General features: G+C 66.9%; 13 protein-coding genes. 8 read left to right on the top strand and 5 right to left on the bottom strand.

What is annotated here, in order from left to right:
• Positions 1-8 precede the first annotated feature (8 nt).
• The gene (locus AC07WJ_RS22485; RefSeq protein ID WP_494936893.1) at positions 9-464 is read right to left on the bottom strand and encodes a tripartite tricarboxylate transporter TctB family protein; all 456 of its coding nucleotides are present in this window, start codon (positions 462-464) and stop codon (positions 9-11) included.
• Positions 465-491: 27 nt separating this feature from the next.
• The gene (locus AC07WJ_RS22480; RefSeq protein WP_494936892.1) at positions 492-1,469 is read right to left on the bottom strand and encodes a Bug family tripartite tricarboxylate transporter substrate binding protein; all 978 of its coding nucleotides are present in this window, start codon (positions 1,467-1,469) and stop codon (positions 492-494) included.
• A 205-nt stretch (positions 1,470-1,674) separates the two neighbouring features.
• Between AC07WJ_RS22480 and modB the strand changes: the two genes are divergently transcribed.
• From modB to AC07WJ_RS22465, 3 genes are all read left to right on the top strand, one after another.
• Positions 1,675-2,370, top strand: coding sequence for a molybdate ABC transporter permease subunit (gene modB, locus AC07WJ_RS22475; RefSeq protein ID WP_494936891.1), 696 nt, complete (start codon positions 1,675-1,677; stop codon positions 2,368-2,370).
• A 130-nt stretch (positions 2,371-2,500) separates the two neighbouring features.
• The gene (gene pncB / locus AC07WJ_RS22470; RefSeq protein WP_494936890.1) at positions 2,501-3,817 is read left to right on the top strand and encodes a nicotinate phosphoribosyltransferase; all 1,317 of its coding nucleotides are present in this window, start codon (positions 2,501-2,503) and stop codon (positions 3,815-3,817) included.
• Positions 3,818-3,952: 135 nt separating this feature from the next.
• Positions 3,953-4,453 (top strand): Uma2 family endonuclease, encoded by a 501-nt coding sequence (locus tag AC07WJ_RS22465; protein WP_494936889.1) that lies wholly within the window; start codon positions 3,953-3,955, stop codon positions 4,451-4,453.
• On the opposite strand, the gene AC07WJ_RS22460 is transcribed toward AC07WJ_RS22465, so the two are convergent.
• Positions 4,454-6,787, bottom strand: coding sequence for a bifunctional salicylyl-CoA 5-hydroxylase/oxidoreductase (locus AC07WJ_RS22460; RefSeq protein WP_494936888.1), 2,334 nt, complete (start codon positions 6,785-6,787; stop codon positions 4,454-4,456).
• A 260-nt stretch (positions 6,788-7,047) separates the two neighbouring features.
• Here AC07WJ_RS22460 and AC07WJ_RS22455 point away from each other — a divergent pair, with 260 nt between their 5' ends.
• From AC07WJ_RS22455 to AC07WJ_RS22435, 5 genes are read left to right on the top strand one after another with little or no spacing between them, the layout of a single operon-like run.
• Positions 7,048-7,800 carry an SDR family NAD(P)-dependent oxidoreductase gene (locus AC07WJ_RS22455; protein WP_494936887.1) on the top strand — a complete coding sequence of 251 codons (753 nt, stop codon included), beginning with the start codon at positions 7,048-7,050 and terminating at the stop codon, positions 7,798-7,800.
• 10 nt (positions 7,801-7,810) lie between these two features.
• On the top strand, positions 7,811-8,641 hold the full coding sequence (locus AC07WJ_RS22450) for an enoyl-CoA hydratase family protein (protein ID WP_494936886.1): 831 nt from the start codon (positions 7,811-7,813) through the stop codon (positions 8,639-8,641).
• 3 nt (positions 8,642-8,644) lie between these two features.
• Positions 8,645-9,841 (top strand): acyl-CoA dehydrogenase family protein, encoded by a 1,197-nt coding sequence (locus AC07WJ_RS22445; protein WP_494936885.1) that lies wholly within the window; start codon positions 8,645-8,647, stop codon positions 9,839-9,841.
• Positions 9,842-9,852: 11 nt separating this feature from the next.
• Positions 9,853-11,493, top strand: coding sequence for a benzoate-CoA ligase family protein (locus AC07WJ_RS22440; protein WP_494936884.1), 1,641 nt, complete (start codon positions 9,853-9,855; stop codon positions 11,491-11,493).
• A 4-nt stretch (positions 11,494-11,497) separates the two neighbouring features.
• Entirely contained in the window at positions 11,498-11,944 is a 447-nt protein-coding gene (locus tag AC07WJ_RS22435) for a RidA family protein (protein WP_494936883.1), read from the top strand.
• A 333-nt stretch (positions 11,945-12,277) separates the two neighbouring features.
• On the opposite strand, the gene AC07WJ_RS22430 is transcribed toward AC07WJ_RS22435, so the two are convergent.
• Both AC07WJ_RS22430 and AC07WJ_RS22425 read right to left on the bottom strand, forming a co-directional pair.
• Positions 12,278-13,459, bottom strand: coding sequence for an aminotransferase class V-fold PLP-dependent enzyme (locus AC07WJ_RS22430; RefSeq protein ID WP_494936882.1), 1,182 nt, complete (start codon positions 13,457-13,459; stop codon positions 12,278-12,280).
• Entirely contained in the window at positions 13,456-14,526 is a 1,071-nt protein-coding gene (locus tag AC07WJ_RS22425; protein WP_494936881.1) for a tryptophan 2,3-dioxygenase family protein, read from the bottom strand. Before AC07WJ_RS22425 ends, AC07WJ_RS22430 begins: the two co-directional genes overlap by 4 nt.
• Positions 14,527-14,589: the final 63 nt, after the last annotated feature.

The following is a 14,589-nucleotide window of genomic DNA, read 5'->3' as shown; positions in this document are numbered from 1 at the left end:
TTGGCCGATCATGGCATGAACACCGGGATCGGCAGCCCGAGCGCACGCACGAACAAGGCCCAGGCAAAGACCGCCATGACGAGGCCGAGCACCAGGCCGGTGCGCCAGCCATTGTCGGGCGCGGCGAAATTGGCGACGCCGACGCTGGCGATGATCGCGACGATCAGGCCGGCCGTGTTCAACAGCGCGGCGAACAGCAGCACCGAGCCGATGATCAGGATCAAGGGCCGCCAGGCGACCGTCGTGTCGGCCTCCTGCGTGGTCCAGGGCGAGCGAAGCGCCAAAAGCAGGCCGATGCCGCAGAGCAGGAAGCCGAGCAGGCGGGGGACATAGCCCGGGCCGACCCGGCCGGCGCGGCCGAGCGGATAGTCGGAGCCGACGAACAGGGCGAACAGGCCCCAGGCGAGAAACATCAGGCCGGCCCAGAGATCGGCCCGCCGCAGGTAGGGAACAAGGCGTTGCATGGCGGGTCCGGGCGCTCAGCCCTCTCGTCAGTCGACGGACGCGCCGGAGCGGCGCACGACGTCTGCCCAGGCGCTCCGGTCGCGGCGCACCGTGTCGCGGAATGCGGCCATGCTCTCCCAGCGCGGGGTATTGCCGAGTTCGGCGAGCCGGGTCCGGATCTGCGGGATCTCCAGCACCTTCTTCATGGCGGCGTTGATCCGTTCGGCAATGGCCGGATCCAGGCCCTTCGGCCCGAACAGCCCGAACCAGATGAAACTCTCATAACCCTTCAGGCCGGCCTCATCGATGGTCGGGATGTCGGGAACGGCCTCGACCCGCGTCGGCGTGGTGACGCCGAGCAGCCGCACCCGGCCGGCGCGGTACTGGCCGAGCACAGACTGGACCTGGTTGAAGATGCAGCAGGCTTCGCCGGTCACCACGGCCTGCAAGGCTTCCGGGCCGCCGCGATAGGCGACATGCACCATGTCGAGGCCGGCACGGGCGTTGAATTCGGCGAAGGCGAGGTGGGTGCCGGTGCCGTTGCCGGTGGAGGCGAAATTGAACTTGCCCGGATTGGCTTTCACCTTGGCGATGAACTCCTCGATCGTCTTGGCGTCGATCACTTGCGGGTTGATCGCCAGCACGTTCGAGACATTGAGGATCGGGGTGATCGGCGTGAAGTCGTTCTCGACATCGAAGGAGAGCCGCCGGTAGAGCGCGGCATTGATGCCATGGGTGCCCGAGGTGCCGAGCAGCAGCGTGTGGCCATCGGGCCGCGCCTTGGCGACCAGGTCGGAGGCGATATTGCCGGCGGCGCCGACACGCTGCTCGAGCACGAAGGTGGCGCCGAGCTCGCGCTCCAGCGGCTCCTGCACCAGGCGCAGCACGATGTCCGGCCCTGAACCCGCCGAAAAGCCGGAGACGATGGTCACGGGCTTGGACGGCCATTGCTGCGCCGAGGCGGAGGTCGCAAGCGCCGTGACGGCCATGAGCGCCGCGGCGCGAAGGAATGTCTTGATCATCATCGGCGGCTGGACCTTCTGGGGCGCGATACTCGGATCATGCAGAACTGGGCCAGCGGCGCAACCGATTGTCGCATGTATCGCGGGCCTGACGCGCCGCCATCCGCATCCCGGGCCGCAGCATCGGTCGAGGGCGCCGTCGCACCGCACTCTCGCCCCGGCGCGCCCGGCCGTCTAACATGGCCGGATCAGCATTGGGGGGCAGGGCATGTTCGCGGTGACGGCGGAAGAATGGGTGGCGATCGAACTGTCGCTCAGGGTGGCGCTGTGGGCGACCGTCGCGGCGCTGCCGCTCGGTATTTTTCTCGCCTGGCTGCTGGCGCGCAAGCAATTCTGGGGCAAGGCGATCCTCGACGGGCTGATCCATCTGCCGCTGGTGCTGCCGCCCGTCGTCACCGGCTACATGCTGCTCCTGACCATGGGCCGGCGCGGGCCTGTCGGCGCCTTTCTCTTCGACAATTTCGGCATCGTCTTTTCGTTCCGCTGGACCGGCGCGGCGCTCGCCTGCGCGGTCATGGGCTTTCCGCTGCTGGTGCGGGCCATCAGGCTTTCGATCGAGGCCGCCGACGTGAAGCTCGAACAGGCCGCTTCGACGCTCGGCGCCGGCCCCTTCAGCGTGTTCTTCACGGTCACCTTGCCGCTCGCCTTGCCGGGCATCCTCGCCGGCATGGTGCTGTGCTTTGCCAAGGCGCTCGGCGAGTTCGGCGCGACCATCACTTTCGTCTCGAACATTCCCGGCGAGACCCAGACCATTTCGGCGGCGATCTACACCTATACCCAGGCCCCGGGTGGCGACGGCCCGGCGCTGAGGCTGACCATCATCGCCGTGGTCGTGGCGCTCGCCGCGCTCGTCGTTTCCGAATGGTTCGCCCGGCGCGCCGGCGCGCGCATCCAGGGCATCTGAGCCGAACCGGCGGCAAGCTGTCCGGCAGGGACGCAGCTGCCTTGCGGTAAATGGCGCATCGGACCAGTGTTCAGGGCCGAGCCGGCCTTGCTATGGTCCCGGCCCCTTCGTCCTCGCGCCTGAGCGTCCCATGGTCGACATCGCCACCCGCGTCTACAATCACACGTGGAAGCTTGACCCGATCATTCGGTCGCTGCTCGATTCCGATTATTACAAGTTCTCGATGCAGCAGCTGATCCGGCGCTTCTATCCGGATGTGACCGCCACTTTCGCGCTGAACAACCGCACCAAGACCGTCCGGCTGGCCGAGGTCGTCGACGAACGCGAGCTGCGCGAACAGCTCGACCACGCGCGCAATCTCAAATTCACCCAGCGCGAACTGATCTGGCTCGCCGGCAATACCTTTTATGGCCGCGAGCGCATTTTCGGGCCGGATTACCTGGCCTATCTCAAGGACTTCCGGCTGCCGGACTACGAGCTGACCAAGCGCGACGGCCAGTACGAGCTGCGCTTCGCCGGCAACTGGGCCGCCACCACCATGTGGGAGGTGCAGTCGCTCGCCATCGTCAACGAGTTGCGTGCGCGCGCCACCATGCGCACGCTGTCGAAGCTCGAGCTCGACATTCTCTATGCCAATGCCAAGGCCAAGGCCTGGGACAAGATCAAGCGCCTGCGCCGGCTGAAGGACGAGGTCGGCAGCCTCAAGATCTCCGATTTCGGCACCCGCCGCCGCCATGGCTATCTCTGGCAGCAATGGATGATGGAAGCGCTGGCCGATGCGCTCGGGCCGGATGTCTTCACCGGCACCTCCAACATGAAGCTCGCCATGGATCTCGGCCTGGAGGCCATCGGCACCAATGCCCATGAGCTGCCGATGGTCTATGCGGCGCTCGCCAAGACCGATGCCGAGCTGCTCGCCTCGCCCTACCGGGTGCTGGAGGACTGGGCCCGCATCTATGACCAGAACATGCGGATCATCTTGCCGGATTGCTTCGGCAGCGAGCATTTCCTGGCCCATGCGCCCGACTGGGTCGCCGACTGGACCGGCGCGCGGCCCGATTCCAAGGAGCCGATCGAAGGCACCGAGGAACTGATCCGCTGGTGGACCGCCAAGGGACGCGACCCCAAGAAGAAGCTGGTCATCCTCTCCGACGGCATGGACATCGACTCGATCGAACAGACCGCCCGCCACTTCAAGGACCGGGTGCGCATCGGTTACGGCTGGGGCACCAATCTCACCAATGACTTCAAGGGCTGCATGCCGAACGGCGATGCCGACGCCCTGGCGCCGATCTCGGTGGTCTGCAAGGTGATCGAGGCCAATGGCCGGCCGGCGGTGAAACTCTCCGACAACCCCCTGAAGGCGACCGGCCCGAAGGAGGAGATCGAGCGCTATCGCCGCATTTTCGGCATTGCCGGCATGAAGGCCCAGGCCGTGGTGGTGTAAGCCATACGCCGGGACCTACTTTCTGGTCGTCCGGTGGTACGATCGGTCCGAGGAGGTCACGTCATGGACGTGATGGTCACCCAGGGAGCCGAGGGCTTGCCGCGACGGGCATTCACCGTCGACGATGCCTTCCGCATGGTCGAAACCGGCATCATCAGCCCGGACGAGCGGCTCGAACTGATCGAGGGAGAGTTCGTCCCGATGAACGCCAAGAACAATCACCATCAGCGCGTTCAAAACCGTTTGAACCGGCTTTTGGCCAAGATCGTTCCTGACGATCTGGACGTCGGTATCGCGCCGACGCTGCAATTGTCGGAGACGACTTATGTCGAACCCGATTTTGTCATCTATCGCGACACCGACGCCAAACGGCTCGGCCCCGACCGCGCATTGCTGGTCATCGAGGTCTCGGATTCAAGCCTTGGTTTCGACCTCGGACGCAAAGCGGCCTTGATGGCCCGGGCGGGCATCGCCGACTTCTTGGTGATCGACGCGCAGAAGCTAGCGACGACGGTGCATCGTGATCCCGGTGCGGATCGCTATCGCAGCGTCGAGACGCTGACCGCCGCGCAATGGCTCGCGCCCCTGGCGGCAGAGCTTGCCGCCGTCCGGTTCAAGCTCGCCGATCTCGCCTGATCACTCCGCGGCGGCCTTCTGGTCGAACGCGGCCTGGGCGTGCCGCTTCGGTTTGGCCGCGACCTTCAGGGCCTCGAGGTCGGCGCGCTCCTTCACCGCGTTGCGCATCGCCTGGTCTTTGCCCGGGGCATATTGCTCGGGCTGATAGGTCTCGACGCCATACCAGGCCGCGGCCTTCAGCATGAAGGAGGGATCGGCCAGATGCGGCCGCCCCAGGGCCACGAGGTCGGCCCGGCCGGCGGCCAGGATCGTGTTCATCTGGTCGGCTGTCGTGATGTTGCCGACGCACATGGTGGCGACGCGCGCCTCGTTGCGGATGGCATCCGAGAAGGGCGTCTGGAACATGCGGCCATAGACCGGCCGGCTGTCGGTCGATGTCTGCCCGGTCGAGACGTCGATGAGATCGGCGCCCGCTTCCGCGAAGGCCCGGGCGATGGCGATCGAATCCTCTTCCGATATGCCACCTTCCGCCCAGTCGGTCGCCGAGATGCGCACCGACATGGGTTTTTCGCGCGGCCAGGCGTCGCGCATGGCGCGGAACACCCGCAGCGGAAAGCGCAACCGGTTCTCGACGGATCCGCCGAACGCGTCGGTGCGCCTGTTGGTCAGCGGCGACAGGAAGGAGGCGATGAGATAACCATGGGCGGCGTGCAGCTCCAGCATGTCGAAGCCGCAGCGGATGCCGCGTTCGGTCGCCGCCACGAATTCCCCGACGATCCGGTCCATGCCGGCGGCATCGAGTTCGGCCGGCACCTGGCTGTCGGGGTAATAGGGCAGCGGGGAGGCCGAGACGACCGGCCAGGCGCCCTCGGCGAGCGGCCGGTCCATGCCCTCCCACATCAGCCTTGTCGCGCCCTTGCGGCCGGCATGGCCGAGCTGCAGGCAGAGCTTCGCGCGGGAATGGGCATGGGCGAAATCGACGATGCGCGTCCAGGCCTGTTGCTGCGCGTCGTTCCACAGGCCGGTGCAGCCGGGTGTGATGCGCGCATCCGGCGCCACGCAGGTCATCTCGGTATAGACGAGGCCGGCGCCCCCAATGGCGCGCGCGCCGTAATGCACCATGTGCCAGTCGATGGGCACGCCCTCGACCGCCGAATACATGCACATGGGCGAGACGACCGCGCGGTTCTCGATCGTCATCTCGCGCAGTCTCAACGGCTGGAACAGCGGCGGGCGCGGAGCCATGTGGTCGGCGCCCGGCACGCTCTCCGCGAACATCCGGTCGGCGGTTTCGATGAAGTCGGGCGCGCGCAGGCGCAGGTTGTCATAGGTGATCGCCTTGGAGCGGGTCATCAGCCCGAAGGCGAACTGGCGCGGGTCCATGGTGGCGAAGCGTTCGACATGTTCGAACCAGACCAGCGACACGTCGGCGGCGTGCTGGGTGCGCTCCACCTCCTCGCGCCGATCGGTTTCGTAGGCGGAGAGCGCTTCCTTCACCGTCGCCCTGGCCTTCAGCGCGTCGAACAGCGCGATCGAATCCTCCATGGCGAGCTTGGTGCCGGCGCCGATGGAGAAATGGGCGGTCCCCTTGGCATCGCCCAGCAGCACCACATTGTCCTTCACCCAGCGCCGGGTGCGGATCATCGGGAACTGCCGCCAGAGCGAGCGGTTGGTGGTCAGCCCGTGGCCGGCCAATTCCTCGGCGAAGACGCCTTCGAGGAAGCGTGCGGACGCCTCTTCGTCGCGCTGGTCGAGGCCGGCGCGGATAAAGGTGTCGGGATCGGTCTCGATCACCCAGGTCGAGCGGCCGGGCTCATATTGATAGGTATGGGCAATGAAGATGCCGTGCTTGGTCTCGCGGAAGAAGAAGGTGAAGGCGTCGAGCGGGCGGGTCGAGCCCATCCAGGTGAACTTGTTGGGGCGCAGGTCCACCTCCGGCTGGAAGTGCTCGCGGTTCGTCTCGCGGATGCGCGAATTGATGCCGTCGGCGGCGACCACCAGGTCGTAGTCCTTGAAGGCCGCGAGGTCCGGGTCGACCTCTGTCTCGAACCGCAGATCGACGCCGAGCGCCCGCGCCCGGTTCTGCAGCAGGATCAAAAGGGTCTGGCGCGAGCAGCCGCAAAAGCCGTTGCCGCCGATCCGGTGGACCGTGTCCTTGAAGTGGATTTCGATGTCGTCCCAATAGGCGAAATGCTCGGTGATCGCCCGGTAGCTTTCGGCGTCGTAGCGTTCGAAGATATCGAGGGTCGCATCCGAGAACACCACGCCGAAGCCGAAGGTGTCGTCGGCCTTGTTGCGCTCGAACACCGTGATGTCGGCGGAGGGGCGCCATTTCTTCATCAGGCAGGCGAAATAGAGTCCGCCGGGTCCGCCACCAATCACTGCGATCCGCATGGTGCGCCTCCTCGATCAGGTTGCCCGCAGGCTCGCCGAAAAGCCGGGCCATCGCTGCCGGCGGCCGTCCGCCAGGCTCGGTTGCAACGTCCAAATTACTTTAAGCCTAAAATAAATTTGGACAAGCCGGCCTATGCCCCCTTGCCCAAATTTATTTGAAGCTTAAAACATTCGGGCAAGAGGTCGTGATGGTCGTTCCCATGCCCGTTGATGATTCATCCGCCGATCCTTCGACCATTGGGCGCTCTCCGGGTCGCCTCTTGGCCGGCAAGCGCGCGCTGGTGACCGGTGGCGGCCGTGGCATCGGTCGCGCCGTGGCGCATGGCCTCAGCCAGGCCGGCGTCCACGTCACCGTACTCGGCCGCACCGAGGCGAGCCTTGCCGAAACGGTTGCGGCCGGTGATGCCGCCGCATTCCTCATCGCCGACGTCACCGATCCGGAGGCGCTCGAACGCGCCGTCCGCGTCGTAGAAGCCGCCGGCCCGATCGACATCCTCGTCAACAATGCCGGCCATGCCGAGACGGTCCCGGCCAAACGCCTGGAGCGTGGCCATTTCGACCGCATGATCGCGCTCAATCTGACCTCCGTCTTCGACGGCATCCGGCTGGTGCTGCCGGCCATGCTGGCGCGCGGCCGGGGCCGGATCGTCACCATCGCCTCGACCGCCGGCCTCACCGGCTATCCCTATGTGTCCGCCTATTGCGCGGCCAAGCACGGCGTGGTCGGGCTGACCCGGGCGCTCGCAAGGGAAGTCGCAACCTCCGGCGTCACCATCAATGCCGTCTGTCCGGGCTTCACCGAGACCGACCTCGTCGCCGGCTCGATCGAGACCATTGTCGCCAAGACCGGCCGGACGCCCGACGCGGCGCTGGCCGACCTGACCCGTTCCATGCCCATTGGCCGCCTGATCAAGCCGGAGGAGGTGGCCCATGCCGTCCTCTGGCTGGCGTCCGACGAGGCGGCCGCCGTCACCGGCCTCGCCTTGCCGGTTTCGGGCGGCGAGATTGCCTGAGGAAACGCCCATGCACACGATCCCGCATCGCCAGCGCCTGACCGACTGGAAAGCCACGCACTTCCTCTGGGAGGTCAAGGGCAAGGTCGCCACCATCACGCTGAACCGGCCGGACCGGAAGAACCCGCTGACCTTCGAAAGTTACGCCGAGCTCGGCGACCTGTTCCGGGCCTTGGCCTTCGACACCGAGATCAAGACCGTGGTCGTCACCGGTGCCGGCGGCAATTTCTGCGCCGGCGGCGACGTGTTCGAGATCATCGGCCCGCTGACCGAGCGCGACATGCCCGGGCTCCTGCAGTTCACCCGCATGACCGGCGAACTGGTCAAGGCGATGCGTGCCTGCCCGCAGCCGATCATCGCGGCGATCGACGGCATCTGCGTCGGCGCCGGCGCCATCATGGCCATGGCCTCCGACCTGCGCATCGGCACGGCGAAGGCCAAGGTCGCCTTCCTGTTCAACAAGGTCGGGCTCGCCGGCTGCGACATGGGGGCCTGCGCCATCCTGCCGCGTCTCATCGGCCAGGGGCGGGCTTCCGAGCTGCTCTATACCGGCCGCATGATGGGCGCCGAGGAAGGGCTGGCCTGGGGCTTTTTCAACCGGCTCGCCTTGCCCGAGGCGGTGCTGGCCGAGGCGACCGCGCTCGCAGACGAGATCTCGGCCGGCCCGACCTTCGCCAATGGCATCACCAAGCGCATGCTGCACATGGAATGGACCATGTCGGTGGACGAAGCGATCGAGGCCGAGGCCATGGCCCAGGCGATCTGCATGGACACCCAGGATTTCCGCCGCGCCTTCGATGCTTTCGCGGCCAAGCAGAAGCCGGTTTTCGAGGGGAATTGAGCCATGCTGGCCGCCGACCTTCTCGCCCTGCCGTTTTTCGACGACGAGCACCGCGCCTATGCCCGGCGCTTGAGCGAATGGGCCGGGCAGGCCATTCCGCCGCTGGTCGATCACCATGACGTCGACGGCTCCTGCCGCCGGCTGGTGACCGCCATGGGCGCGGCCGGTTTCCTTAAGGGGTGCGTGCCCGGCGACCAGGGCGGCCTGCGCGAAGCGCTCGACGTCCGCACGCTGTGCATCACCCGGGCGACGCTTGGCTATGTCGACGGCCTGGCCGATTTCGCCTTCGCCATGCAGGGCCTGGGCACCGGGCCGATCTCGCTGTTCGGCACGCCGGAGCAAAAGGCCGCGTGTTGTCCTTCGGTGCGCGACGGCGGGGCGATCGCCGCCTTCGCCTTGTCCGAGCCGGATGCCGGATCCGATGTCGCGGCGCTGACCACCACCGCGACGCCGGTTGCCGGCGGCTATCGTCTCGACGGCCTGAAGACCTGGATCTCCAATGGCGGCATTGCCGATCGCTACGTGGTCTTCGCCCGCACCGGCGAAGCGCCGGGCGCACGGGGACTGTCGGCGTTCATCGTGCCTGCCGACACTGCCGGCCTGACCATTGCCGAGCGCATCGAGGTGATCGCGCCGCATCCGCTGGCAACGCTCAAATTCGACAATTGCCTGGTGCCGGCCGAGGCGCTCATCGGCAAGCCGGGCGACGGCTTCCGGATCGCCATGGCGACGCTCGACGTGTTCCGGTCGACCGTTGCCGCGGCGGCCCTCGGCATGGGCAACCGGGCGCTGCATGAAGCCACCGAACGGGCGGTGAAGCGGCAGATCTTCGGCGCGCCGCTCGCCGATCTTCAGCTGACCCAGGCCGCGCTCGCCGATTCCATCGCCGAGCTCGAAGCCTCGGCTTTGCTCATCTTCCGTGCGGCCTGGGCCAAGGACCAGGGCAAGGCGCGGATCACCAAGGAGGCGGCGATCGCCAAGATGGTCGCCACCGAAAACGCCCAGAAGGTGATCGATCGCGCCATCCAGGTGTTCGGCGGCCTCGGCGTCAAGAAGGGCGAGAAGGTCGAGGAGCTCTACCGGGATATCCGGGCGCTGCGCATCTATGAGGGCGCGACCGAGGTCCAGAAGATCGTCATCGCCCGTGCCCATCTGGCCGAGCGTGAAGCCCATGCGCATCCGACCAAAGCCGCCGTTTAGGGAGATCGCTGATGTCCGCATTGTCAGCGCATGTCGACGACTTCGCCGCCCGCGGCCTGCCGCCGGCCGAGCTCCAGCCGGTCTTCCTGTTCGACCGGCCGGAGCTGCAATATCCGGAGCGCATCAATTGCGTGACGGATTTCGTCGACAGCCACGTGGCGGCGGGTAACGGCGGGCGCATCGCCATCCTGGCGCCGGGCGGCCTGACCTGGACCTATGCCGACCTGCAGGACCAGGTGAACCGCATCGCCAATGTCCTGGTGCAGGGCCTGGGTCTTGTTCCCGGAAATCGCGTGCTGTTGCGGGCGCCGAACAATCCGATGATGGTCGCCGCCTATCTGGCGGTGATCAAGGCCGGCGGCATCGTGGTTGCCACCATGCCGCTGCTGCGCGCCAAGGAGCTGACCGTCATCATCGCCAAGGCCGAGATCGGCCTGGCTTTGTGCGACGACCGGCTGACCGACGAGCTGGCCAAGGCGGCGGCGCAGACGGCGCCGCTCAAGCGTATCGTCAGCTTCGCCGAGCTCTCCGGTCTCGCGGCGGACGCTTCGCCGGCCTTCGACGCCGTCGATACGGCGGCGACCGACATTTGCCTGTTCGGTTTCACCTCGGGGACGACCGGCACGCCGAAATGCACCATGCATGGCCATCGCGATCTCCTGGCGATCTGCGATGCCTATGGCCGGAATGTGCTGAAGCCCGGCGCCGATGACCGCTTCATCGGCTCGCCGCCACTCGCCTTCACCTTCGGGCTGGGCGGGCTCGTGCTGTTCCCGTTCCGGGTCGGCGCGTCCACCGTGCTTCTGGAAAAGGCGCCGCCCGGCGAACTTCTGCCGGCGATCGCGGCCTTCAAGCCGACCATTTGCTTCACCGCGCCGACGGCCTATCGGGCGATGATTCCAGCCCTCGCGGATCACGACTGGCATTCCCTCAGGAAATGCGTGTCTGCCGGCGAGGCCTTGCCGAAGGCCACCTTCGAAGCCTGGAAGCAGGCAACCGGCCTGGACATGATGGACGGCATCGGCGCCACCGAAATGCTGCACATCTTCATTTCCGCGCCCGAGGGCAAGATACGCCCGGGCGCGACCGGTCTGCCGGTGCCGGGCTACGAGGCCAAGGTGATCGGCAAGGACGGCGAGGATCTCGCGCCCGGCCAGCCCGGCCGCCTTGCCGTGCGCGGCCCGACCGGCTGCCGTTATCTCGCCGACGAACGCCAGAGCCGCTATGTCATCGACGGGTGGAACGTCACCGGCGATACCTATGTCGTCGATGCCGACGGCTATTTCTGGTACCAGGCGCGCAGCGACGACATGATCGTCTCGGCCGGCTACAACATTGCCGGACCGGAGGTCGAGTCCTGCCTGCTGAGCCACCCGGCCGTCGCCGAATGCGGGGTCGTCGGTCAGCCGGACGAGGAGCGCGGCACCATCGTCAAGGCCTATGTGGTGCTCAAGCCGGATGTCGCCGGCACTCCGGCCCTTGCCGAGGAGCTGCAGGCCTTCGTCAAGGCCGAGATCGCGCCTTACAAATACCCACGCCTGATCGCTTTCGTGGACCAATTGCCCCGTACCGAGACCGGCAAGCTGCAGCGTTTCGCGCTGCGTGAGATCGCCGCGCGCGATGCCGCTTCAAGCCGCACAGCGGCGGAGTAAAGACATGACCAAGCCGAAGACCCCTGTGATCCCGTTTCCGCTCGCCGACGAGGATGAACGCCCCGTGACCCTCAATCCCAAGGGCTGGCCGGAGCCGCGCGGTTATGCCAACGGCATGAGCGCCAAGGGCCGTCTCATCGTCACCGGCGGCGTGGTCGGCTGGGACGTGATGGGCAATTTCAAGCCGGACTTCGCCGCCCAGGCGCGCCAGTGCTTCGAGAACATCCGCGCGATCCTGGCCGAGGGCGGCGCCAGCCCGCACCATGTCGTGCGCCTGACCTGGTATGTCACCGATGTCGAGGAATACCTCGCCCATCTCAGACCGCTCGGCCAGGCCTATCGCGAGATCTTCGGCCAGCATTATCCGGCCATGGCGGTGGTGCAGGTGGTCAGGCTGGTGGAAAAGGCCGCCAAGATCGAGATCGAGGCGACCGCGGTGGTGGCGGAATAGGAGCGTTCAGGAGCCAGCGGCAGAGCCGAGTTTCACCTCCCGCTTGCCGATACACACTACGTCATCCCCGGCCGAGGCGAAGCCGAGGGCAAGGGGATCCAGGGGTTGCAGTGCTGGACCTCGCCGCCGCCAGACTCGTTGAACGAAACGTGCCGAGAGCGCGGGCCCGTCGGCTCCTGGACCCCCTTCCCTCGCTGCGCTCGCCGGGGGTGACGTATTGATTTCTCCGGCAGGCGGCTTGCTGACTGACGGGGTTCAGCGCATGCCATGACCCCACACTGTGCCCGGTGCGAACGTCGTAAAAGAGCCACCCGAGATCCACGGAATCTCGTCTCAGCCGAAGGCCCGGCCGATCCGTTCGATCGCCCGGTCGACGTCGTCCGTGCTGGTGCAGATGCCGAAGCCGAAGCGCAGGCGGTCGCCGCGATGGTCGCTGTGCAGGTGCAGGGCGGCGAGCCGCGCCTCGATCTCTCCCGCGCGCTCGGTGCGGAAGGTGAGGAAATTGCCGTGCTCGGCCTGCGGGCCGAAGGGCGTGATGAGGTCGGCCCGGGTCAGGCCGGCTATATCCATGGCTTCCACGGCGTCGAGGAAGCGGGCCATCAGCGAGCGCGCGTGGTCGTGCACCATGGCGACCGTCAGGCCGGTCGCCGCCAGCCAGTCGAACACCGCGTTCAGCCGATAGAGGCCGCTCGGATCGAAGGTCGCGCCGAGGAACCGGCCGCCGTCTTCCGGGTAGCCGACCGATTTGCCGGGAGGTGCGGCGAGCGCGCCGAAATCGGCGAACCAGCCGGTGTCGCGCGGCCGGGCTCCGTAACCCGGCGGGCAATGCAGGAAGCAGCAGCCCTCGCCCGCCATGGCATATTTATAGCCGCCGGCGAGATAGAAGACGCGGCTTGCGACATCGGAAAGGTCGGTCGGGCGTGCCATGAAGCCGTGATAGCCGTCGATCACGATCAGTGTCTCGGCCGAGCGGACCGCGGCCGTCAGGTGGGTGATGTCGCCCGACGTCCCGCCCGAGGTGAAGAACACCTGGCTGACGAAAACGAGGTCATGCGGGCCATCGGCGAGGCGGTTGCCGAAGCGCTCGGCGAAACTGTCGAGCGGCTCGGCCGCGACGCGTTCGACGGTGATCAGTCCGTCTTCCTCGAGCCGCGCCATTTGTCGGCGCGCGGTGTGGAATTCGGCGTCGCTGGTCAGGATCGAGACGGGGCGTCCGGCGGGAAAGCAGGACAGGATACGGCGCAGGAATTCGTGCGTGTTGGGGGCGACGGCGATGGTGCCTGGATCCGGCAGGTGCAAGGTGCGGGCAAGTGCCACCTGGACCGCCGGGATCAGCTCGCCGAACACCTTGCCCCATTTGTCGCCGGCGAGCGCCGCGGCATCCCGCCAGCAGGCCTCCTGGGCGGCGAGCGTCACGTCGGGCCAGTCGTGATGACTGTGGGCGGCAAGATTGATCCGCTCCGGCGCAGCCGCGCGGAAGCGGGCGAAATGGGCCGTCAGGTCGAGCGCGCTCATGTCGAATAGACGAGGCCGAGGCGCGCCTGGACGCTGGCCGGGAGCTCCGGCACCGCGGCGCGCGGGATCAGGAAGGTCGAGAGCCGGAACAGGTCGGCGAAGACCCGGTGCCGCTCGGCGGTGGTGCGCAGATAGGCATGGCCCGACGAGCCGCCGGTGCCGATCTTCACCCCGATCATCCGCTCGACCATCAGCGCATGGCGATAGCGCCAGAGCGTCATGGTCTCGTCGATGTCCATGAGGGTGGCGATGAGCCGGAACGCCGGCTGCACCGCCGGCTTGTCGCGGTAGAGCGTGATGAACAGGGCCGCCTGCACGGCGGGGCCCGACAATCGCCAGCCGCCGCTGTCGTCCTCGGGATTGAAGATCGCCGCGAAGGAGGCGATCGCCTTGTCGATCGCCTTCAGCTCACGCTCGCGCTTCTCCTCGGGCATCGCCGTGTCGGCGCGGATGAAATCGGCATCGCGCGCCAGGTGTTTCTCCACCGCCTGGCAATAGGCGTCGCGGAAGCTCGCGCCGCCCCAGTCGAGGAAGGGCGTGCGGGCGAGCCACTGGTCGAGCATGGCGAAGACCGTCGGCCGGTGGCGCGTCTCGGCCAAGGCTGTCCGGTCGCCGGGCGACAGCCGCTCCTCGATCGCCTTGTCGTCGAGCGGCACGCGGGTCTCGGTGGCCAGCCCCAGCCGGGTCTCGATGGCGCGGAACTGCAGCGACTGGAAACCCGAGGCCGGCATCAGGAGGTCGCGGAAATCCAGGAAGTCGAACGGCGTCATGGTCTCCAGCACGTCGAGCTGGGCGACCGTCAGCTTGAGGATCTCGTGGATGCGCTCGAGGTCGTGAACGATGCGCGCCATGGCATCGTCCGACACCGGCACGGTGCCGAAATCCCGCTCGACCCGGTCGAGCTCATGCAGGATCTGCTTGAACCACAATTCGTAGGCCTGGTGGACGATGATGAACAGCATCTCGTCATGGGCGTCGACGCCCTCTTTCAGGCTCTCCGGCTGTTGTGACGACAAGAGCCGGTCGAGTTTCAGATAGTCGGCGTAATAGACCGGCGCGCGCGCCATGGCCGGATCCTCCGCAATGCCGGCCGTCCGGTGAACCCGGCCGGCCCCGTTTCAACCCGGTCG

The organism is Phreatobacter sp. GW821-FHT04C01 (genome assembly GCF_059420385.1).
Note: the sequence above shows the minus strand (reverse complement) of the source record. Positions and strands in the feature narration are given on the sequence as shown.

Bases quoted from the DNA above. Each gene is read 5' to 3' on its own strand.
- AC07WJ_RS22460 (WP_494936888.1), bottom strand. From the start codon at position 6,787: ATGCGGATCGCAGTGATTGGTGGCGGACCCGGCGGACTCTATTTCGCC.
- pncB (WP_494936890.1), top strand. From the start codon at position 2,501: ATGGTCGACATCGCCACCCGCGTCTACAATCACACGTGGAAGCTTGAC.
- AC07WJ_RS22435 (WP_494936883.1), top strand. From the start codon at position 11,498: ATGACCAAGCCGAAGACCCCTGTGATCCCGTTTCCGCTCGCCGACGAG.
- AC07WJ_RS22425 (WP_494936881.1), bottom strand. From the start codon at position 14,526: ATGGCGCGCGCGCCGGTCTATTACGCCGACTATCTGAAACTCGACCGG.
- AC07WJ_RS22445 (WP_494936885.1), top strand. From the start codon at position 8,645: ATGCTGGCCGCCGACCTTCTCGCCCTGCCGTTTTTCGACGACGAGCAC.
- AC07WJ_RS22465 (WP_494936889.1), top strand. From the start codon at position 3,953: ATGGTCGAAACCGGCATCATCAGCCCGGACGAGCGGCTCGAACTGATC.
- AC07WJ_RS22450 (WP_494936886.1), top strand. From the start codon at position 7,811: ATGCACACGATCCCGCATCGCCAGCGCCTGACCGACTGGAAAGCCACG.
- AC07WJ_RS22430 (WP_494936882.1), bottom strand. From the start codon at position 13,459: ATGAGCGCGCTCGACCTGACGGCCCATTTCGCCCGCTTCCGCGCGGCT.
- AC07WJ_RS22485 (WP_494936893.1), bottom strand. From the start codon at position 464: ATGCAACGCCTTGTTCCCTACCTGCGGCGGGCCGATCTCTGGGCCGGC.
- AC07WJ_RS22480 (WP_494936892.1), bottom strand. From the start codon at position 1,469: ATGATGATCAAGACATTCCTTCGCGCCGCGGCGCTCATGGCCGTCACG.
- modB (WP_494936891.1), top strand. From the start codon at position 1,675: ATGTTCGCGGTGACGGCGGAAGAATGGGTGGCGATCGAACTGTCGCTC.
- AC07WJ_RS22440 (WP_494936884.1), top strand. From the start codon at position 9,853: ATGTCCGCATTGTCAGCGCATGTCGACGACTTCGCCGCCCGCGGCCTG.